The sequence below is a fragment of the Streptomyces sp. M41(2017) genome, assembly GCF_002078175.1.
GTDB lineage: Bacteria > Actinomycetota > Actinomycetes > Streptomycetales > Streptomycetaceae > Streptomyces.
In genome coordinates this window covers 589,955-609,795 of record NZ_MWFK01000002.1, presented here as the reverse complement: position 1 = coordinate 609,795, position 19,841 = coordinate 589,955, and the positions used below count along the sequence as shown (strand labels likewise).

22 protein-coding genes are annotated in these 19,841 nt (G+C 71.0%); 7 read left to right on the top strand and 15 right to left on the bottom strand.

The window, feature by feature from the left end:
• Positions 1-94: 94 nt before the first annotated feature.
• The gene (locus B0675_RS28350; protein WP_081222445.1) at positions 95-892 is read left to right on the top strand and encodes a spermidine synthase; all 798 of its coding nucleotides are present in this window, start codon (positions 95-97) and stop codon (positions 890-892) included.
• A gap of 94 nt (positions 893-986) precedes the next feature.
• On the opposite strand, the gene B0675_RS28345 is transcribed toward B0675_RS28350, so the two are convergent.
• Positions 987-1,352 (bottom strand): nuclear transport factor 2 family protein, encoded by a 366-nt coding sequence (locus B0675_RS28345; RefSeq protein ID WP_081222444.1) that lies wholly within the window; start codon positions 1,350-1,352, stop codon positions 987-989.
• Positions 1,353-1,453: 101 nt separating this feature from the next.
• Between B0675_RS28345 and B0675_RS28340 the strand changes: the two genes are divergently transcribed.
• Positions 1,454-2,344, top strand: a complete 891-nt coding sequence (locus B0675_RS28340) for a LysR family transcriptional regulator (RefSeq protein WP_081222443.1) — start codon at positions 1,454-1,456, stop codon at positions 2,342-2,344.
• A 35-nt stretch (positions 2,345-2,379) separates the two neighbouring features.
• On the opposite strand, the gene B0675_RS28335 is transcribed toward B0675_RS28340, so the two are convergent.
• From B0675_RS28335 to B0675_RS28315, 5 genes are all read right to left on the bottom strand, one after another.
• Entirely contained in the window at positions 2,380-2,934 is a 555-nt protein-coding gene (locus tag B0675_RS28335; protein ID WP_241540043.1) for a putative immunity protein, read from the bottom strand.
• Between the two features lie 102 nt (positions 2,935-3,036).
• Positions 3,037-3,681, bottom strand: coding sequence for a molybdopterin-dependent oxidoreductase (locus B0675_RS28330; protein ID WP_107482863.1), 645 nt, complete (start codon positions 3,679-3,681; stop codon positions 3,037-3,039).
• A gap of 236 nt (positions 3,682-3,917) precedes the next feature.
• Entirely contained in the window at positions 3,918-4,337 is a 420-nt protein-coding gene (locus B0675_RS28325) for a TOBE domain-containing protein (RefSeq protein ID WP_081222441.1), read from the bottom strand.
• Between the two features lie 285 nt (positions 4,338-4,622).
• The gene (locus B0675_RS28320; protein WP_081222440.1) at positions 4,623-5,696 is read right to left on the bottom strand and encodes a MerR family transcriptional regulator; all 1,074 of its coding nucleotides are present in this window, start codon (positions 5,694-5,696) and stop codon (positions 4,623-4,625) included.
• Positions 5,697-5,848: 152 nt separating this feature from the next.
• The gene (locus B0675_RS28315; RefSeq protein WP_081222439.1) at positions 5,849-6,562 is read right to left on the bottom strand and encodes a hypothetical protein; all 714 of its coding nucleotides are present in this window, start codon (positions 6,560-6,562) and stop codon (positions 5,849-5,851) included.
• A 198-nt stretch (positions 6,563-6,760) separates the two neighbouring features.
• On the opposite strand from B0675_RS28315, the gene B0675_RS28310 reads away from it, so the two are divergent.
• Positions 6,761-7,585: an SDR family oxidoreductase gene (locus B0675_RS28310; protein WP_081222438.1), complete on the top strand. Its 825-nt coding sequence runs from the start codon at positions 6,761-6,763 to the stop codon at positions 7,583-7,585.
• 127 nt (positions 7,586-7,712) lie between these two features.
• Here B0675_RS28310 and B0675_RS28305 read toward each other — a convergent pair whose 3' ends face one another.
• On the bottom strand, positions 7,713-8,063 hold the full coding sequence (locus B0675_RS28305; RefSeq protein WP_081222437.1) for a PRC-barrel domain-containing protein: 351 nt from the start codon (positions 8,061-8,063) through the stop codon (positions 7,713-7,715).
• Between the two features lie 375 nt (positions 8,064-8,438).
• Between B0675_RS28305 and B0675_RS28300 the strand changes: the two genes are divergently transcribed.
• The gene (locus B0675_RS28300; RefSeq protein ID WP_081222436.1) at positions 8,439-8,621 is read left to right on the top strand and encodes a CsbD family protein; all 183 of its coding nucleotides are present in this window, start codon (positions 8,439-8,441) and stop codon (positions 8,619-8,621) included.
• A gap of 457 nt (positions 8,622-9,078) precedes the next feature.
• On the opposite strand, the gene B0675_RS28295 is transcribed toward B0675_RS28300, so the two are convergent.
• Complete coding sequence (locus B0675_RS28295; protein WP_107482862.1) at positions 9,079-9,681, bottom strand: DUF998 domain-containing protein; 603 nt, start codon at positions 9,679-9,681, stop codon at positions 9,079-9,081.
• A gap of 307 nt (positions 9,682-9,988) precedes the next feature.
• On the opposite strand from B0675_RS28295, the gene B0675_RS28290 reads away from it, so the two are divergent.
• Positions 9,989-11,275 (top strand): alkaline phosphatase, encoded by a 1,287-nt coding sequence (locus B0675_RS28290; RefSeq protein ID WP_241540042.1) that lies wholly within the window; start codon positions 9,989-9,991, stop codon positions 11,273-11,275.
• 81 nt (positions 11,276-11,356) lie between these two features.
• On the opposite strand, the gene B0675_RS28285 is transcribed toward B0675_RS28290, so the two are convergent.
• From B0675_RS28285 to B0675_RS28275, 3 genes are all read right to left on the bottom strand, one after another.
• Positions 11,357-11,896 carry an EF-hand domain-containing protein gene (locus tag B0675_RS28285; RefSeq protein ID WP_081222433.1) on the bottom strand — a complete coding sequence of 180 codons (540 nt, stop codon included), beginning with the start codon at positions 11,894-11,896 and terminating at the stop codon, positions 11,357-11,359.
• Positions 11,897-12,128: 232 nt separating this feature from the next.
• A complete protein-coding gene (locus tag B0675_RS28280; RefSeq protein ID WP_081222432.1) occupies positions 12,129-12,587 on the bottom strand; it encodes an Rrf2 family transcriptional regulator in 459 nt (152 codons plus the stop codon).
• 96 nt (positions 12,588-12,683) lie between these two features.
• Positions 12,684-13,940 carry an acyl-CoA dehydrogenase family protein gene (locus tag B0675_RS28275; protein WP_081222431.1) on the bottom strand — a complete coding sequence of 419 codons (1,257 nt, stop codon included), beginning with the start codon at positions 13,938-13,940 and terminating at the stop codon, positions 12,684-12,686.
• Positions 13,941-14,433: 493 nt separating this feature from the next.
• Between B0675_RS28275 and B0675_RS42470 the strand changes: the two genes are divergently transcribed.
• Positions 14,434-14,562, top strand: a complete 129-nt coding sequence (locus B0675_RS42470; protein WP_277625261.1) for a hypothetical protein — start codon at positions 14,434-14,436, stop codon at positions 14,560-14,562.
• Between the two features lie 288 nt (positions 14,563-14,850).
• On the top strand, positions 14,851-16,017 hold the full coding sequence (locus B0675_RS28270; protein WP_081222430.1) for an alanine--tRNA ligase-related protein: 1,167 nt from the start codon (positions 14,851-14,853) through the stop codon (positions 16,015-16,017).
• A 65-nt stretch (positions 16,018-16,082) separates the two neighbouring features.
• Here the strand turns inward: B0675_RS28270 and B0675_RS28265 are convergent, their stop codons facing one another.
• The 4 genes from B0675_RS28265 to B0675_RS28250 all read right to left on the bottom strand — a co-directional run bounded on the left by B0675_RS28265 (position 16,083) and on the right by B0675_RS28250 (position 19,835).
• Entirely contained in the window at positions 16,083-16,523 is a 441-nt protein-coding gene (locus B0675_RS28265) for a glutaredoxin domain-containing protein (protein WP_081222429.1), read from the bottom strand.
• Positions 16,524-16,596: 73 nt separating this feature from the next.
• Positions 16,597-17,616 (bottom strand): alcohol dehydrogenase catalytic domain-containing protein, encoded by a 1,020-nt coding sequence (locus tag B0675_RS28260; RefSeq protein WP_081222428.1) that lies wholly within the window; start codon positions 17,614-17,616, stop codon positions 16,597-16,599.
• A 180-nt stretch (positions 17,617-17,796) separates the two neighbouring features.
• Positions 17,797-18,591, bottom strand: coding sequence for an enoyl-CoA hydratase/isomerase family protein (locus tag B0675_RS28255; protein WP_081222427.1), 795 nt, complete (start codon positions 18,589-18,591; stop codon positions 17,797-17,799).
• Positions 18,588-19,835: a cytochrome P450 gene (locus B0675_RS28250; protein ID WP_081222426.1), complete on the bottom strand. Its 1,248-nt coding sequence runs from the start codon at positions 19,833-19,835 to the stop codon at positions 18,588-18,590. Before B0675_RS28250 ends, B0675_RS28255 begins: the two co-directional genes overlap by 4 nt.
• Positions 19,836-19,841: the final 6 nt, after the last annotated feature.

Below are 19,841 nucleotides of genomic sequence, written 5' to 3'. Positions count from 1 at the left end.
AGCATCCGGCCCTGACCTGCCGGTACGGTGCCTTCCTGCGGCGTACCTCAACCCGCTCGCGGCAGTGGACCTTCGACGGGGAGCAGGACACCGGATGAGCGCACGTTTCCAGGAACTCGACTGGCAGCCCACCCCGATGGGCGAGATCAGCCTCCGCCGACGACGCGATCCCTCGTCGGGGGAGGACGTGTACGAGGTGAAGCTCGGCGACGAGTACCTGATGTCCAGTCTCTTCACCGAGGGCGAGGTCGAACTGACCCGGCTCGGCCTGGCGGAACTGGCCGAGGGCCCGCTCGACGTCGTCGTGGGCGGACTCGGCCTCGGATACACCGCCCGGACGGCGCTGGACGACCCCCGAGTGCGTTCCCTGGTCGTCGTCGACGCCCTGCCGCAAGTGATCGACTGGCACCGGCGCGGACTCGTACCGCTCGGCACGGGACTGTCGACGGACCCGCGCTGCCGCCTGGTGCTCGGGGACTTCTTCGCCATGGTCACCGGCGGTTCCGGGACCGGCGCCCCCGCCTCGCCGGAGGACACCGGTGTCACGGAGGACACGGACAGCGGGGCCGACGGCGCCCCTCGTGGGCTGGACCCGGAGACCCCCGGCCGCCGGTTCCACGCGATCCTCCTCGACGTGGACCACTCGCCGCGCCATGTGCTGCACCCCAGCCACGCCGCTCTCTACGGCGTGCCCGGTCTGACGGCCCTGGCCGACCTGCTGCATCCCGGGGGCGTGTTCGCGCTGTGGTCGAACGATCCGCCGGACGAGGAGTTCGGCAAGGTCCTCGCCCAGGTCTTCACGGACACGGCCGCCCACGTGGTCGACTTCGACAATCCGCTCCAGGGCGGAACCGCGGCGAACACCGTGTACGTCGCCCGCCGCCGCGACTGACCGCCGCGACTACCGCCGATCCGGCGGGCGAATCCGGCTCCGGCGCGCCCGCTCGACGCCCGCGGGTCGCGCCGGGACCTCGCGGGTGCCCGCCCTACCGGGCCGGTGGGGCGAACTCGGGCTGGTCCAGCAGGCGCAGCCAGCTTCCGTCCGGCTGACGGCGGACGACCTGGGCCCGCGCGCCGGCCCCGTCCTTCGGAGGCGTCGAGGTCAGGGCTATGTCGCCGCTGACCAGCGTCGGCAGCGGCTGCTCCGGTTCGAAGCGCGGGCCACCGGCCAGCACCTTCTCCCACAGGGCGCGGATCGCCTCACGACCCACCGTGAACTCGCCCGGCGGGAAGGCCATCACCGCGCCCTCCTCGTACAGGGCAGCGACTCCGGCCGCGTCACCTGCGTTGGACCGTTCGACGAACAGCCGTGTGAGGTCCTCGGGCCGCAGGGCCTTCGCATGCTCCGGCATGGACTTCTCCGCTTCTCGTGGCGTCCGGTGTCTCTCCAGCGTGGTCTCCCGACAATCAGAAGTCCAACAGATGGATGTGCTCGGAGCTAGAATTTCCAGTTATGGACCTGAGGCAGCTGGAGTACTTCGTCGCGGTCGCCGAGGAACGGAACTTCACGCGGGCGGCCGAGCGCGTCCATATCAGCCAGTCCGGTGTCAGCGCCCAGATCCGCCGACTGGAGCTTGAGCTAGGTGCCGAGCTCTTCGACCGCACGGGGCGCACCGCCACCCTCACCGTCGCGGGAAAGGCCGCACTCGGGCCTGCCCGCGCTGCCCTCGCGGCGGCCGAGGCGGTCGGCCAGGCGGTGGGCCAGGTGACCGGGCTCATCCGGGGCCGGCTGACCGTCGGCATGGTCACCGGATGCACGATCGCCCCGCTGTTCGACGCCCTCGCCGCCTTCCACGAGGCCCATCCCGGCGTCGACATCTCCCTCCTGGAGGACACCTCCGACCGGCTGCTCGAACAGGTACGGGCCGGCGTCGTCGATCTGGCCCTGGTCGGCACCGCGACCACCGCCCCCGACGGACTCGACAGGCTGACCATCATCAGCGAGCGGCTCGTCGCAGCCGTCCCGCACGGACATCCGCTCGCGGAGCGGCGCCAGGTGACGCTGCGCGACCTGGCCGACCACCCCATCGTGTGCATGCCGGCCGGGACGGGCCTGCGGACGGTCTTCGACCGCGCCTGTGCCGCACAGGGCCTCCAGCCGGCGATCGCGCTCCAGGCCAGCGCCGCGGACGCCATCGCCGACCTCGCCGCCCGCGGGCTCGGCGTCGCCGTCCTCAGCGACTCGATGGCCGCCGGCCACCGCGACCGGCTCACCGCCCGGACCATCGACGATGTCGAGGCACCCGCCTTGCTCGCCCTCGTCTGGAGGGGCTCGGACAACGCGTCGGTACGGGAGTTCCTCGTGCACGGCAGACGAGCGTTCGGGAAGCCCGACACCGCGTAGGCGTTCCTCGGCGGGACACCGCCGCGTCGGCGCGTTCAGGTGCGGAGCGCCGCGTCGAGAGCCCGGACGAGTGCGCCGACCGGCCCGCCTCCGGGCGGCGCGACCGGCAGGCGGCCCAGCACGGTCCTGACCGCGGCCGGGGCGTGGTCGCGAGCCGTTGCGAGCGCCCCCGCGCCCACGCGCGTGCCTTCGGTGCCCGCTGCCGACGCGAGTTCTTCCGCCCTCGCCGCGTGAGCCGCGGCGCCCAGGATGTGCTTCACCTGATGAGCGCTCGCCTTGGGATGCAGATACGCGGCGGCGGCCGCATGGCTCGCCGCACGAGCCGCGTCGGCCGCCGCGGGGGAGAGGGACGGCTCGCGGGCCGCCTTGAACGCCGCCCAGGCGCTCTGCCGCAGAGCGCCGGTGCGCGGTCCGCCCGCTGCGAAGACGCGGGCCGCGTCGACGGCGTCACGCGGGCGTGTGTCGGAGGGAAGGTCCCGTTCGAAGAGGGACAGCACGGGGGAAGCACAGTCGGCGGCGTACCCCGCGATCGCGCGGAGTTCGTCCTCGGTCAGCTCGATGGTCTCCGGGGCGTTCGGCTTGTTCGGCACGCACGCCATCCTCCCCCGGGCCGGCCTTCGGTGCGGAACCGCGCCGATCCGGTCCGTGAAGTCGCCCACCCCGTGCGGGTGTCGGGTATCGGGCCGGGCTGTTCAGACGTGCGGTCGTGCCCCCTCGCCGTCCGCCTCCTGGTGGGCGTAGCGCTGCTCCTGCCAGGGGTCACCGATGGTGTGGTGGCCGCGGTCCTCCCAGAATCCTCGGCGGTCCTCGGTGAGGTACTCGACGGCGCGGAGCCACTTGGTGCTCTTGTAGCCGTACAGGTGCGGCACGACGAGACGCAGCGGGAACCCGTGCTCGGCGGTGAGGGGTTCGTCGTCGTGGTGCGTGGCCAACAGCGTCTGCGGTGCCGTGAAGTCGGCAAGCCGGACGTTGGACGTGTAGCCGTACTCGGCCCACGTCATGATGTGCGTGACCTCAGGTGCGGGCGGCACCAGCTCCAGCAGGGCCGCGGCGGGGATTCCGTACCACTCGTGGTCGGTGGACGTCGGCCCCGAGGCGCAGTGCAGATCGGCGATCACCGTCGTGTGCGGCAGGGTGGCCAGTTCCTCGAAGGTCCAACTGCGGTCGACGCCGCCCGCGGTGGCGCCGAAGACCCGGAGGTTCCAGCGCTCGGGGCGGAAGCGGGGGACGGGTCCGTAGTGCGAGACCGGCCAGCCGTTCACGTGGTGCTGGCCGGGAGGGACACGCCGGGTCCGGTCGGCGGCGGCCTCGACGGTGCTGTGCCGGTCTCTGGCCACGCGGGTGTCCTTTCGTCGCCGGTGTTCGGTGACGATCGCCTTCCCCGAGCGGCGCGGATGCTCACCTGCTGTGAGGCGCGGGCCCGGACCGGCGCTTCGACGGAGCCCGCTCCTGGCGGGGCATCCGCCCCCGCTCCGGCGCCGGACCGGTCGATGTTCTCACCGGGAGGCGGCGCACCGGACCGTGGCCCTCATCGCCTCACGGGCGTCACCGGCACCGACTGCCCCGGCCCGCGTCAGGCGGTCGCGAGGGACACCTCGGTCGACTTGATGAGAGCGACGACCGACGAACCGGGCGCCAGTGACAGGTCGGAGACCGCGTCCTTGGTGATCGCCGCCGTCAGTTCGCCCCCGTCGACCGTGATCTTGACCGTGGCCATCGCCCCGCCCGTGGCGACATCACTGACCGTGCCGGGCAGTTGGTTGCGGATGGACAGGCCCTCGACGGGACCGGTGGCGAGCGCGACCTCGGTCGACTTCATCATGGCGCGCACCGGTGACCCCTCGGCGAGTCCCAGGTCCTTGACGGCTTCCTGCGTGATCGCCGCGGTGAGGTCCTGACCCCCGTCCAGGCGCACCTTGACGGTCGCCATGACCTCGCCGGTGGTGACTGCGGTGACGGTGCCGGGAAGCTGGTTGCGGATGCTCAGGCTCATGACGAAGCGCCTCACAGTTGGAGTTGGGGTTGGAGTTGGGGTGGGGGACAAAGAACTCATGGCCGGACTTTGTGCCGGGCTCGCGTCCCCAAGCTAGCCCCTTCGGCGGGGGCCGTCGGGACCTGCGACGCATCCTCCACGTGTGTGTTGCCATGGCCTGGCTCAGGAGACGGCCCCGCCCGGCTGCCGAGGCCGCCGCAGGTGCGGAGCCACCGGGCGGCACGCAGAGGCGGCCGGTCGCTCTCGTGAGACCGACCGGCCGCCTCTACTTTCTCCAGTCCACCTCTACGACTGGCCCTCCACGACGTCGGCGACCACGCAACTGACGTTGTCGGGGCCGCCGAACCCGTTGGCGAGACCGACGAGTTCGCGGACCGCCTCGTCGGGATCGGTCACCTCGGTGAGGACCCGGCGCACCTCGGCGATCTCCACCACGGTGGACAGCCCGTCGGAACAGAGCAGATAGCGGTCACCCGGCCGGGCGTCGTGCAGGCGCACGTCGGGCGTGCCGTGGGTCCCGTGCCCCAGGGCGCGCAGCAGCAGGGCCCGCTGCGGGTGCGAGACCGCTTCCTCCGGAGTGATGCGCCCGTCGTCCACCATCGACTGGACCATCGTGTGGTCGTGGGTGATCTGGAACAGCTCGCCGTCGCGCAGGAGATGGGCGCGGGAGTCGCCGATGTGCACAAGGGCCAGTTGCGAGCCCGTCCAGAGCATCGCGGTGAGCGTGGTGCCGGACTCCGCGGGGGACGAGCCGGTGGCACCGGCGACGGCCGACTTGGCCTCCGCGACGGCCTCTTCGAGGACGTTGAGGAGATCACCCGCGGCGAAACCCGCGGTTTCGAGGGGTTTGAGGGCCTCGACGGCGGCGGCGCCGGCCGTGGCGCCCGCACGGCCGAAGCCGTCGGCGACCGCGAGCAGCCGGGAGCCGGCGTACACGGTGTCCTGGTTGTTCTCCCGGATGAGGCCGGTGTCGGACAGGGCGGCATAACGGATGCTCAGGGACGGGGTGTCGGCGGACATGGCAGGGTCCTTCCGTGACAGGTGGTCGACGAGGAAGGAGGCGAGATCGCGCCGGGCCGCGGTGTCGGCCTCGACTTCGGCCCAGTACCGCCGGAGCTCCGGCACCGCCTCTGAGGGCTCCAGCGCGCAGACGTGCCGGATGCGGGCCAGGGGCATTCCCAGCCGCCGGAGCCACGCGACCAGCCGTGCCAGGTCCAGCTGGTCCGGCGCGTAGAGCCGGTAGCCGGTCACCGGGTCGACGTGCGCCGGCCGGAGCAGACCCAGTTCGTCGTAGAGCCGCAGTGCCTTCGGTGAGAGCCGGGACGCCTTCGCGAACGCCCCGATGGTCAGCAACCCCATGCTCGTCTCCTCCTCGAGCCGGGCACCTCGCCCGGCCTCACCGATGCTGTGGCCTCACCCAAGGTGAAGGTCAACCACGAGGTCCGCGGCGGGGGCAGACGCCCCGCGGACCTGGCCGAAAGGACCGGGTCGCGGCCCTTCGACATCATCGTTCACTGCCGGTGCAGCCAGATCCGTAGCGGGCCGATCGGTTCGAAGCCGTGGCGTACGGCCGCCGTCAGGTCCTCCCCGTGCTCGTAGCCGACCACGGGGAGCGTGGGGAACAGGCGGTGGGTCGCGGTGAGCGCGAAGGACCAGGCCGCGTCGGGGCCGCCCTCGCGGGCGAAGACGTTCGAGACGCCGACCACGTCGTTACCCCGGCTCGCCACCGCTCCGGCCACCACCCGGCCGTCGGCGGAGCGCCCGACGAGGACCGCGGTGGCGGGGTCGTCGAGCAGTTCCGGCCGGAAGAGACACTCGTTGCCGTCCCCGTCGTCCCAGGCGAGCGACCAGGCCCGCAGTGCGGCGGTGTCGGCCGCGACTTCCGGGGCGAGACCCGACACGACAGCCGGCGCGCCCGCCGGTCGATGGATCCACCGGGCCTCGAACAGGACCTGGAAGCCGGCGCTGCCGAGATCGAGGTCGGCGAAGCTGTCCTTGACGGACGCGCCGGGCGTACGGGTGTCGATCCGCGCCACCAGCCCCGCGGGGTCGGTACCGGGCTCCAGCGTCACCGCGTCGGGGTAGAACAGCGGTGTGCGTTCGGAAGCCGTCCAGGCACCGGGCGCGAAGGCGCTCGGCAGGCCGTGGGACCGGCTCATGGCCGCGCACCACTCGGCGTTGTTGCGGGCAGCGGCCCGGACCAGGAACTGCTCGGACGTCGTCACGAGTGCCGATCATGGTCGCCGCGGGGCTGCCCGTCGAGGGGATTTCGCCGTCCTTCCGGGCGCTGCTCCCGAACGACGGCGCAGGCCGCACGCGGAAGTGCCGAAGTTGCCTTCGAGCCCACTCGAAGGTGTTGGCTGGTGCAAGAAACACCGTGACGCGATGATCGTACGGGGACGTCTTTTCTTGAGGAGCACACCATGACGCAGAAGATCTGGTTCATCACCGGTGCCTCACGCGGTTTCGGCAGGGAGTGGGCCATCGCCGCGCTGGACCGCGGCGACTCGGTGGCCGCGACGGCGCGCGACCTGTCCACGCTGGGCGATCTTCGCGAGAAGTACGGGGAACGGCTGCTGCCCCTGCAACTCGACGTCACGGACCGTGACGCCGACTTCGCCGCGGTCCAGCAGGCGCACGAGCGGTTCGGACGCCTGGACGTGGTGGTCAACAACGCCGGCTACGGCCACTTCGGACTGATCGAGGAGCTCACCGAGGCGGAGGCCCGCGCGCAGCTGGAGACCAACCTGTTCGGCGCCCTGTGGGTCACCCAGGCCGCCCTGCCGATCCTGCGCGAGCAGGGCAGCGGACACATCCTTCAGGTCTCCTCCATCGGAGGCATCAGTGCCTTCCCGCTGGTCGGCATCTACCACGCGTCGAAGTGGGCGCTCGAAGGCATGAGCCAGGCGCTGGCACAGGAAGTGGCGCCGTTCGGGATCAAGGTCACGCTGATCGAGCCCGGCGGGTTCGCCACGGACTGGGCGGGCTCCTCGTCGAGCACGTCCGAACCGCTGCCCGCGTACGCCGAATTCCACAAGGAGGTGCAGGAGCAGCGACGCAAGAGGGTCGGCACGCCGGGCGATCCGACCGCGTCCGCCTCGGCCGTCCTGGAGATCGTGGACGCCGACGAGCCGCCGCTGCGCTGCTTCTTCGGTTCGGCGCCGCTGGGCATCGCCAAGGCCGACTACGAGCAGCGTCTCGCCGGGTGGGAGAAGTGGCAGCCGGTGGCGGAGCTGGCGCAGGGCTGAGCTTGCGGCGGACACCGCCGCGCAGGCCGTGGCGGCGTCCCCCTCCCACAACCGTGGGACCGCATACGAAGAAGGGGGCCGACCGGAGTGACTCCGGTCGGCCCCCTTCCGCGACGGCGCTGTGCGGTCAGGCGCGGTGGGTCTGGTAGTACTCGCCGACCTGCTGGTGATAGCCGGAGTCGCCGACGTGCTTGTCCTTGTCGAACTCCGGAGAGTTCTTGATCTGGTCCTTGGTCAGCGCGACGAAGATCTTCCGCTCGGCCTGGTCGACCGTCTGGACGGTGCCGGCCGGGAGCAGCACGTGCTTGCCGAAGATCCACACGCCGGTGTCGACGACGAGGTACGAGGAGTTGACGTCGTCCGAGTGCTTGTCGACCTTCCCGATGCTGCCGTCGGTCGCCTCGACCTTGAATCCGATCAGGTCGGTGCCCGCGGTGTAACCGGTGGTCGGCTGATAGCCCCAGATGTTGTCACTCATAAAACGGCTCCCTCATCAGAATTCCTCGACACTCCGCAAGAAGAAACAACGGAGTCGTGCAAAGCGTCATACGCAGTCGATGACGTTTCCTCGGAGCGTCGGGTGCCCAGGGCCCCGGACTCCACACACACGCTTCGAGAATTTCGACATCCACGCCTGAACGTCGGCCGGTGGGCCGCACCCGTCGCCCGTTCCAGCAGTTCAGGTGACCTGTCGAATCGCTCAACACTCCCTGATCTTCTTTATGAACCTCCTCTGGACTGCGATGTGACGAAGATTTCATTCGCCGTCTTCGCCGGTTCCGTGTTTGAGGATCCGCTGCCGGGTGACCCAGCAGAGGAATCAATTCGCGAGAAGGACAGGGTGTGAGTGGTTGTGGCTGCGGACGAAAAGGCTCAGGCCAAGGGCGAGCAGGCCAAGGGCAAGGCCAAGAAGGTCGTCGGCGGTGCGGTGGGCAACGAGTCCCTCAAGGCCGAGGGGCGCGCCGAGGAGTCCAAGGGCGACCTGCGCTCGGCCAAGGAGAAGGCCAAGGACGCCGTCAAGCCCAAGTCCAAGTAGGGCCGACACGAGCAGTTCCGCTCGACGGATCCCGGCAGCCGCATTCCCCCGGGCTGCCGGGATCTTCGCTGTCGCGGCCCGCTCGTACCACGCCTCCGCCCCTCGTGTCACGTGGAACCGCGGCGGTCGCCCGGCGAGCCATGGGCGTGCTGTGCCGCAGCCTCGCCCGGTGGAGGGCGCGTGGAACAGGAGAGACTCTCCTGTGTGACGCGAGGGAACGGGTGGGCGGGCTCGGGTGGCACACGGTGGGCTGCTGGCTTACAGTATGATTGATCTTGAGCGGGTCGGCGGAAGTCGCCCCGGCTCACGATGCGTTGGTGGTCCAAGGAAAGACGTCCCGCTTCCTGCGGGGAGATGCAGGTGCAAGGCCTGCCCGGCGCTCTGTGAAGACCCCGTTCCGCCTGTGCGGGACGGGGTCTCTTGTTGCCCCGGGTCTGCGACCGGAACGGCGTCCGCGTCAGACCCGCGTCTCCTCCGGCACCTTCGCGTGGCGAAGGCACGAGGCCACGACCACGAACGGCCACAGGGACTGGACGCCTGTCACGAAGCGCTCGGCGACGCCCAGGTCCCCGTGGCGCTGGGTCTCGACGAGGAACCATGCGGCTCCGGCCACCATGACCGCCGTGGCCGTGATCGACGGGACGCGTCTGAGGGCCCAGGGCGCGGACTCACTGCCGTCCGCGGACAGGACGGGCCACAGCGCCAGGAGCGCGAACCCGATGGCGGCCGCCGTGCCGTGGCGCAGCGAACCCCCGCTGATCGGGGCGGGGAGCAGGGCCAGCACCAGCGCCGTGACTCCGCCGCCGGCCAACGCCAGCCGGCCGGGTACGGCCACCGACCGCAGTCCCCAGGCGGTCAGCAGATGACAGATGCCCAGCGCGAGCAGTGCGCCGGTCATCACCCAGAAGCCCGACTCGCCGTACGCCGCGAGGACGCTGATCGTCTGCGTGACCGGGTCGTAGGCGGGCCCCACCAGATGGGCCCCGAGGACCCAGCCCGCGGTGAACAGAACGGGGGCACACCCCGACGAGAGAAGAACCCATCTCGGTACATTCGACACTGATCCAAGATATAAGGCGCAAACCATCCAAAGCGCCTTGGCGGGTTTCGGTGTCGCGGCCGCCTGCCGAGGGGTGGCCCTTGCGCCGTGGTCGACGGCTCCGCGCAGGGAGGGCGTGCGCTGCGGGCGTGCACGGAGGGGAGGGCGGGCCTCGTCACGCGCCGACCTGTCCGGACAAGTGGGCTCACGTCTTCACCTCCCGCTGGAGATTTCGACGTGTGCTGGTCACCTGTTCTTGGTCAATCACCCCCCATGGAAACTTATGTTCGCGGTCAAGCAATGGGCAAGAACAGTAACGGAGGACGTTGTGTCCCTGGACGCTCGTAGGGCTCGTCGGTTCGCCGCTCCCTCGGCCGCCGCGGTCGCGGCCGCTGTGGTGACGATGGTGGTCAACCCGACGTTGGGCGCGTCGGCCTCGGCTCCGCAGGCCAAGGCCAAGACCCCGACCGCGAAGAACGTCATCTTCATCAACGGTGACGGCATGGGTGCAGCCACGCGCCAGGCCGCTCGCCTGCACCTCGCCGGTCTGGGAGGTCAGCTCGCCATGGACAAGCTGCCCGTCTCGGGACAGCTGACCACCGAGCCGGACGACCCGAAGGCCGTCGTCACCGACTCGGCCGCCGCGGCGACGGCGTGGGCCACGGGCGAGAAGACCTACAACGGCGCGATCAGTGTCGACGTGGACGGCAACCCGCTCGCCACGCTCGGCCGGCAGGCGAAGGCGGCCGGGAAGGCCACCGGCCTGGTCACCACCGCGCAGGTCACCGACGCGTCACCGGCGGCGTTCTTCTCGAACACCGCCAACCGTTCGGCGCAGGACGAGATCGCCCGTCAGTACATCGAGGTGTCCAAGCCCGACGTCATCCTCGGCGGCGGCGAGGACTGGTGGCTGCCCGCGGGCAGCGCCGGCGCCTTCAAGGACCAGCCCGCGGAGGACCCGTCCGAGGCCAGCAAGGGCACCAAGGGCGACCTCATCAAGAAGGCCAAGAAGGCCGGCTACTCGTACGTCAACAGCGCGGACCAGCTCAGCCGGGCCAAGAACGGCAAGCTCCTCGGTCTCTTCGCCAACGAGGAGATGTTCCAGCAGCGCTCCGAGGGCCAGGGCGACGTGTACAGCCCGGTGGTCGGTCTCTCGACCATGACCAGCAAGGCCCTGGGAACGCTGGACAAGAACAAGAAGGGCTTCTTCCTCATGGTCGAGGAGGAGGGTGTGGACGAGTTCGCCCACGCCAACAACGGCGCCCGTGTCCTGCAGTCCATGCAGGAACTCGAGAAGACCGTCGCTGTCGCCCGCGCCTACGTCGCCACGCACCCCGACACCCTGCTGGTCATCACCGGTGACCACGAGACCGGCGGCCTGGCCGTCGAGGAGTCGGACGCCGCCGACGAGTCCGGCACCGGCGTCTCCGCCGAGGACGGCCCCTTCGGCATCCGCGGCAGCGAGAAGAAGTTCTACATCGACTGGACCACGTCCGGTCACACCGGCGTCGACGTACCGGTGACGGCGGTGGGCCCGCTGTCGGACCGCTTCACCGGCAAGCACCCCAACACCCACGTGTACGACGTGCTGCGCCAGTCCCTGACGCGCCGATGAGCGACACCGTGACACCCGGAGCCCCACGGCCGTCCGGCCGAGGGGCTCCGGGTGCGACCGGTGCGGCGACGGGTGCCGGGGTCAGGCCGGGATGCGGCCGCAGAGCCAGTTGCCCGGTTCCTTCGGGTCGTCGCTGATCCAGAACTGGCGCCAGAGCGACGCGAACTCCTCGCGGCTGAGGTGCCCGTCGCCATTCAAGTCGAGGAGTTCGAAGACGCCTGTCATGTCGACGGGCAGCCCGTTCCAGGTCTCGACGAGACGACGGTGCTCCTCCGGCGTGATCCGGCCGTCCCCGTTGGTGTCGACGGCGTCGAAGACCGTGTCGGCGGTCGCGGTGACGGCGTCGGCCATCGCGGGCAACTGGTCGACGAGGGCCAGCAGTTCGCTCATGTCGACCGTGCCGTCCCCGTTGGCGTCACCGGCTTGCAGCAGGGCCGCCCACCAGCCCATCAGCAGTGTTTCCACCCGCGTACGCAACTGGGTCCCGGGCTCCACTCCCGGCAGGCGGCTCCAACGGCCGACGAGTGCCGTGAAGTCGTCCTCGCGCAGGTAACCGTCGCCGTCCGCGTCGAACGCGGCGAACATCCCTCTGAGCTTTCGCTCCTGAAACGCACTGGCCATGAGCGGCCTCCTTCGACGCCGGACCGAACCACGAACCGCCCGCCGCGACCGTCCCACGGACGCAGACGGCGCCCCTGTCTGACGGTGCCTCAGACGTGTCCCCACGATAGGTCGCGGTTCGGGCGCGTCTCCACGAGCACATCTGCGCGAACGATCACCCGTCGGCCGGTCACCGCTCGTGCCCGCTGAGCCCGGCCCCGCACCGTCCGTGCGACCTGTACGCCCTGTCGGCTCAGGGATTGACCCAGGCGTCCGGTGCCGTGGTCAACGCCGAGACACTGGCGGGCAGTTGGGCCGAGGCGACGTCGGCGAGGGACACGCCCTCCAGGATCTCGCGCACGTTGGAACGCAGCGCGATCCACAGGGGCAGCAGCGACTCGGCAGGGCCCGTGTAGGTCAGCTCCGGCGGGCGGACCCCGCGCACGGAGACCAGGGGGCCGTCCACCGTACGGATGACGTCGGCGATGGTGATGGACTCCGCCGCCCTGGCCAGCCGGTAGCCGCCGTTGCCGCCGCGCCGGCTCAGCACGAGGCCGCCTCGGCGCATGTCGTTCAGGATGCCTTCGAGGAACTTGTGCGGGATGTCCTGGGCGTCCGCGATGGCCTCGGCCTTGATCGGGCCGCCGTCCCGGGACGCGGTGAGCTGGAGCGCGGCACGGATCGCGTAGTCCGCCCTGGCTGAAATCCGCATGGGTGCATTATCCCGTATGACCTCGGGGGTTGTCCCCGCGGTCCTGGTCGTCGCCGTGCCGGCCCGCCGGTCGGGCGGTGCCACGGAGTTTCTCGGTCAGAAGGGCAGGGCGAACGGCGGGTGGGCGCCGTTCAGGAAGTAGTCGCCGACGTCGCGGACCCGGTGGGCGACCGGTTCGTGCAGCGTGTGGGTGCGGGCGTTGCGCCAGAAGCGGTCGAAGCCGAGGCGTGCGGAGGTCGCGCGGGGGCCGACGATGTCGAGGGCGCGGGCGGTGGACTCCTGCGCCGCCCTGGAGGCGGCGGCCTCGGCCATGGCCACCAGCGCGGAGATCTCCGCGCACTCGTCGTAGGTGAGGTCCTCCCCGCGCGCCAGGCCGACGTGCACGGCGTCCAGCGCCTGGGCGGCCAGCGCGGACGCGGAGCGTACGAGGACGGTGAGTTCCCCGACGACCGTCAACACGTGCGGGTCCTGCGGCGAGCCGACCGGCCAGGCGGGGTGCCAGACGGAGTGGCCCGCTCTGCTGTACTCGCGCGCCTCGGCGAGCACACCCTCGGCCATGCCGAGCAGGAGCTGGACGGAGACCAGACGTCCGACCGGGGAGGAAAGGGCCGTCAGGGGCGACAGGACGTCCTCGTCCGCGGACAGTGAGCCGAGTACGTCGCGGACGGGGACGGGAACGCTGTCGAACTCCACACTGCCTCCGGCGGCGAGCCGCTGGCCGAAGGTGTCGGCGTCGGCGTCGATCCGCACACCGTGATGGGCGGGGTCGACGGCGACGGCGAGGGGTTCGCCCGTGTCGGCCCGCTCCGCCCGCACGGCCAGCCGGTCGGCCACGAGGACACCGCTGGCGTACCGCTGCCGGCCGTTGAGAACGTAGTGGCCACCCTTCCGCGTCAGGGTCGGCGACGGTTCCTGTCGGGCGAACCCGCCCGCCCAACACGCCTGCTCGTCGGCCGACTTGTGCTGTGCCGCGGTTCTGCGGTGCGGCTGGGGCTGCGGGGTGACGGCGGCGGACTGGGAGAAATGCCGGGCGCTCCAGGACAGGAAGTAGTGACAGCCGAGCAGTTGACCGATCGCGCCGTCGGCTGCGGCGATCTCCCGGACCACGGCGTAGGCCGTGGACCAGTCCTCGCCCCCGCCCCCGGCCTCCGCCGGCACGAGCAGCGCCAGCAGCCCCGACTCGCGCAGGCGGGACACCTCGTCGAACGGGATCTTCCCGGCGTGCTCCCTCGCCACCGCGTCCGTGGCCAGGTCGTCGGCCGTCTCGCGGGCGACGTGCAGCCAGTGGGCGCGACCGGGCCCGGTTCCGTCGGACTCCGGCTCGGCTCCGGACGGCGCGGTGGCGGGGCCCATGGCGATGGTCTCCTCAAGTTCGGCGTCACGATGTGGTGATGGGGCTCATGCGGGTCGGGTGATGCGTGCGCGCGGCCCACGCCGCTCCCTGCGGTGGCGATCCTTCGCCCGGCCGACAGGACCGTCCCGCTGGGGACGTCGAACGGGGGAGAGGGACGGCATGCGTCCCGCTCGGGGACCCGGGGCGGAATCGCTGCGCGAAGGCGCTGCATCAGGGGTGCGCGCGAGAGCCGAGGCCGCGTCGTGGTCCGTTCGGACCTGGGGCGCGGCCGAGCGCGTAAGTCGGGAGCGGTGCCCTAGGCGCGACAGCAGCCGGCGCCGGTGACGCGGCCGAAGTCGATATGCCGACGACGTACGAGTCGTAGCTGCATAGAGGGCATGTACATCATCCTGCGCAGTCGACGGGCGGGCCGTCAATATATTCCTAGTAAATCGATAGGAAATATGGAGAACGCAGCACCGGTGCGACGCTCCGGACCCGGCGGCAGGAGCGGTGCTCGTCCTCGCCGCCAGCTTCGCGGGTCACTGGGCGGTCCCCCTGGCGGGCCTGGCGGCGGCCTGCACCGTCGCCGCCGGTGTCGGCCTCGCCGCGACCAGCGTCCGTCCGCCCCGGGCGCCGTGAAGAGGGGAGCGACGCGAGCCGGGTGGCGAGGCGCACGGCGGGAAATCCGCGTGCCGACCTGCCCTCGGGTCCGTTACCGTCGGCCCATGAACGTCACCGGCCGCACCAGCACCGCAACCGCGCGAGCGACCAGCTCACCGGTTGCCGCCGTCTGACCTTCCCCCTTCCACCGGCGACCGGAAACGGCCCGTCGGTGGTTCCGTGGCGTTCAGGCTCTCCTGCCCCGGTGTCGTCCCGGCGGACCCGTTGTCCGGTGCCTCCCCGCATCGCTGCCAAGGAGACCCCGTCATGCAAACGGAGCAGATCGTCCGCACCTTCGTCGAGTACTTCGAGGAGCGCGGTCATCGCCGCGTCACCGGCTCGACACTCCTGCCGCCGAGCGGCGACCCGGTGCTGTTCACCACCTCGGGCATGCACCCCCTCACCCCGTATCTCCTGGGCCGGCCCCATCCGCTCGGCAGACGACTGGTCAACGTGCAGCGCTGTCTGCGGACCACGGACCTGGAGGAGGTCGGCGACGACACCCACCTGACGGTCTTCGAGATGCTCGGCTCCTGGTCGCTCGGCGACTACGAGGGGCCGCAGAGCCTCGACTGGGGACACCGGCTGCTCACCGAGGGGCTGGGGATCGACCCGAGCCTGCTGTACGTCACCGTCTTCGCCGGTGACGAGCAGAGCGGGCCGGACACGGACTCCCTCGGGCTGTGGCAGGAACGCGGAGTCCCCGTGGAACTCACCGTCGAGGACAACTGGTGGTCCAACGGGCCGGTCGGGCCGTGCGGCCCCGACTCGGAGATCTTCCTGTGGAGCGGGGACAGCCCTCCCCGCTCGACGCCCACCGGTGACGACCGCTGGGTCGAGGTGTGGAACCACGTGATGATGCGCCATCGCCGGCTCGAGGACGGATCCCTCGTGCCGCTTCCCCAACGCAGCGTCGACACCGGACTCGGCCTGGAACGGCTCGCCTGCCTGCTCCAGGGCAAGTCGTCCGTCTTCGACTGCGACGTCTTCGAACCCTGGCGCCGCCTCGTGCCGTCGCTGTGGCCGCTGGAGGAACCCTCGCTCCGGCTGGTCGTCGACCACCTGCGCTCGTCCGTCGTGGTCGTCGGCGACGGCGTGCGCCCGTCCGCCACGGGCCAGGGCTACGTACTGCGCCGCCTCGTGCGCCGCGTGCTCACCACTCTGTGGCGGGACGAACCGTCCCGCACGCTCGGCGACCTGCCGGACGAACTGCTGCTCCACACCCTCGATCACTTCCGTCAGGACGTGGATCCCGGCGAGGTCCGGCAGATCCTGCTGGACGAGGAACGCCGGTTCGGCCGTCTCATGGAGCGCGGCCGGCAACTCCTGGCCCGCCCCCGCTTCCTGGGCCCGCTGAGGGACGAGGACTTCCACTACCTGCACGACACGCACGGCCTGCCGCGCGACCTGGTCCTCAACCTACGGGAGGAGTGAGTGCGCGACCGGCACGGACCCGGCCGAGGAGGGCCGTTCACCGCGATCGGTCGTCCTCGCGGCGCCTAGCGCGGTGCGGAGGTGATCTGCGCGCGCACCCACTCCGGGGCCGGGTTGACGTGAGGGCGGCCCGCGACGAGGACCGTGGGAACGGTCTCGTTGCCGTCGTTGGCCGCCCGCACCACCTCCGCGCCCGCGGGATCGCGCCAGATGTCCACCCAGTGGACCTGACGGGAGTCACGGCCCAGCCGCATGCGCAGCCGCAGGCAGTACGAGCATCCCGCCCGCCAGAAGACGACCGGCCGGCCGTCGACCGCGCTCCGGCGCTGGGCTTCGAGGGCACCGACCGACCGGGGGAAGGCCAGAGGCGAGTGCACGCCCCCGAGCAGCACGCAGAGCAGCAGGAGGACGACCCCGAGCCCGGGACTCCCGCGCAGGGCCGACCCGGTCGCCGCCAGCGAGCCGGCGAGCACCAACAGCAGGGGCAGGAACCAGGCGCGCATCATGAGGCCGAAGGCTACCGGTGCGCGGCCCGCCGCCGGGAGCGGAGTGGACCGTCGGACACGATCGTCCCGTCCCTCAGGACATGGTCAGCACCATGCGGAACCGGGCGTCACCGGACAGCATCCGCTGATAGGCGTCACCCACTCCGTCCAGCGGCACGGTCTCGATCATCGGCCGGATCCCGAAGAGCGCGCTGAACCCCATCGCGTCCTCGACGTCCTGCGACGTACCGGACGGATGACCGCGAACGACCCTGCCCGGAATGAGGAGTTGGGTGGGAGTGACGTCCAGGGACGACATGTCCGCGCCCACCACGATGAGTTCGCCGCGGGGCAGCAGTCCGTCGATGACGGCCGAGGTCGCCTGGGAACTCGCGGCGGTGGCCAGCACGGCCTTGGCACCGCCGAGCGCCTGCAACGCCTCGGAGGGCGAACCGGCGGTGCTGTCGATGTAGTGGTGCGCCCCGAGCTGTTCGGCCAGTTCCGCCTTGGCGCCGCCGCGCGCGACGACCACGGTCTCGAAGCCCATGGCGACCGCGTACTGGACCCCCAGATGCCCGAGACCGCCGAGTCCGAGGACGGCGACCAGGTCACCGGGGCGGGCCGAGCTGCGCCGCAGGCTGTTGTAGACGGTCACGCCCGCGCAGCCGAGAGGCGCCGCCTCCGTGAAGGACAGGCCGTCCGGGATCCGCGCCAGCGCGTCCTGCGGCACGATCACGGACTCGGCGAACCCGCCGTCGTAACTCCAGCCGGGAACCTTGAGGTTCTCGCAGACGATGAAGTCGCCCTGACGGCAGGGCCTGCAGTGGAGGCAGCTTCCGCCGAACCAGCCCACGCCGACACGCTCGCCCGCCGTCCAGCCCTCGTGGACGCCCTCGCCGATCTCCTCGATGCGCCCGGCGATCTCATGGCCGGCGACGAGCGGGAAGGTCACGCCCGGCAGCCCGGCGCTGACGAAGAAGGCGTCGCTGTGGCAGATCCCGCAGGCCTCGACGCGCACGCGTACGTGTCCTGGGCCCGGCTTGGGCACCTCCCGTTCGGCGATCTCGAACGGACCGTTCGCGGTCCGGACCTCCGCGACTCGATAGGTGCTCATGGCATCTCCCTCGTGCATGCGTGAAACGCCCCGCTCTCCAGCGAACCAGCTCCGGCCGGATCACGCATGCCGAGACGGCTACGCCGCCTGATCGCCGGGGGGGGAGAGAGAACCCGCCCCGCGGTTCGTGGGCGAGTTGCCTGTGCGGAGGTCCGGTTCCGCACAGGCGGGGTGTGCGGCTCAGAGAGCCGTCAGGTCGCGGCCCTGTGGCCGGGCGAGGTGGGCGGTCAGGAGGTGGGCGTCGAGCAGGGAGACGTCGGAGGTGCGGGACGCCTGCGAGAAACCGGTGAGCATGCGCTTCGTCAGGACCAGACTCTCGGGGGACCGTCGGACGAGCGGCCTGGTCCAGGCGGCGACGGTCCGGTCCAGCTCGTCGACCGGGGCGATCTTGTGGAGCAGCCCGAGCCGGTGGGCGGTGGACGCGTCGAACACCTCGCAGGTGAGCATGAGTTCGCGGATCCTCGCGACACCGGCCTCGGACACGAGCCGCCCCATGGCCCCTCCCCAGGCCGGGGGCAGGCCGAGGCCCACCTCCGGCATCCGGAACCTACAGGTGTCGGCGCCGACGCGCAGATCGCAGTACGCCGCGAGGGCGAGACCCGCTCCGACGACCTTGCCGTGCAGCCGGGCGACGGTGACGGCGTGGGTGTTCTCCAGCGCCCGGCACAGTCGTTGGGCCTTGTCCGCGATCCTGCGCATGGTGGCGCCGGTCGGGTCCGCGTCGAGCGCGGCCAGGTACTCCGTGCGGTCGGCTCCCAGACAGAAGTCCTCGCCCAGGGAGGAGAGGACCACGACGCGCACGTCCGGCCGGTCGTGCAACTCGTCGAGGAGGGCCGTCAGATCGTCGAGGACGGCGACGCCCAGCGTGTCGTCCCGGTGCGAGGGGTTGAGGCGCACGTGCAGGACGGGTCCGTCCTGCACGGTGCCGATGGAGCCGGGGGAGTGCTCCGGAAGAGCGGGAAGTATGTCGTTCATGCGAGGGCGACGTCCAGGTTCAGCAGACGACGGAAGGCGACACGGGGTGCCCTCTGCGGGCGCCGCACGAGGGTGAGACGTGGCAGTCGTCCGACGAGTTGGCGGAGAAGGGTCTGGGCCTCCAGGCGGGCCAGCGGGGCGCCGAGGCAGTAGTGGATGCCTCCGCTGAAGGCGAGGTGGGCCGGTTTGCGCAGGGGGTCGAAGCGGTCGGGGTCGGGGTGCTTGGCCGGGTCCCGGTGGGCCGCTCCCACCATCAGATGGACCATGTCGTTCGCGTGGATCTCGACACCGTCCAGGACACAGTCCTGTGCCGCGACCCTGCTGATCACGTGCGTGGGTGAGTCGTAGCGCAGGGCCTCCTCCACGAACGCGGGCACGATGCCGGGGTCCGCGGCGACCATGTCCCACCGTTCAGGATGTTCGAGGAGCAGGAACGTCATGGTGGACAGCAGCGTGGAGGTGGTCTCCAGCGCGGCCAGCAGGATGAACAGGACCAGCAGATAGACGGCCTCGTCCGCCTTCTCCTGGTCCGGTTCCATGCCGTCCCAGGTGGTGATCCACCGGGACACGGGGTCCTCGCCCGGATGGCGGCGCCGGTGGCGCACCACTTCCGTGAGATAGGAGCGCAGTTCGGCCATGGCGGCGTCGGACTGCGCCAACTGGCTCGCGGAGGGCAGCAGTTCCTGGGTGAAGACCTGGTCGTGGGTCAAAGCGCGCAGGCGAGGCCAGTCCGCGGGCGGCAGCCGAAGCCAGTCGCCGATGGCGGCGATCGGCAGTTCCTCGCTGACCAGGGCGGCGAAGTCCGCCTCCCCGTGGCGCAGTCGCTCTTCGAGGGTGTCGATGAGCGAGTCGGTCACCCGGCTCACCGTGCGCCCGATCTGCTCGATGGTCCCGCGGTCGAAGCTGCCTGCCGCGCGCCGCACCCTGGTGTGTTCCGGCGGGTTGAGCGCCGGCAGGGTGCGGCCTATCTCGCGTGAGGAGGAGGCGCTCCAGCGGGTGCGCGGTCCCTGGCGCTCGCGCCAGTTCCTGTCCGGTTCCAGCCAGTCGGAGCTGCGCAGGATCCGGTCGCAGGTGGCGAAACCGGTGACGAGGAAACCTCCCCAGGGCGCGGGGCTCACCGCCCCCCTCGACCGGAGTTCTGTGTAGATCGAAAAGGGATCGGCTTGGCCCTCTGCTGTCCGCAGGCGGGAGAAGAGAGCGACGGCTGTCCGGCGGTCGGTGGACGGTGTCGTGGCAATCCCCACGGTGGC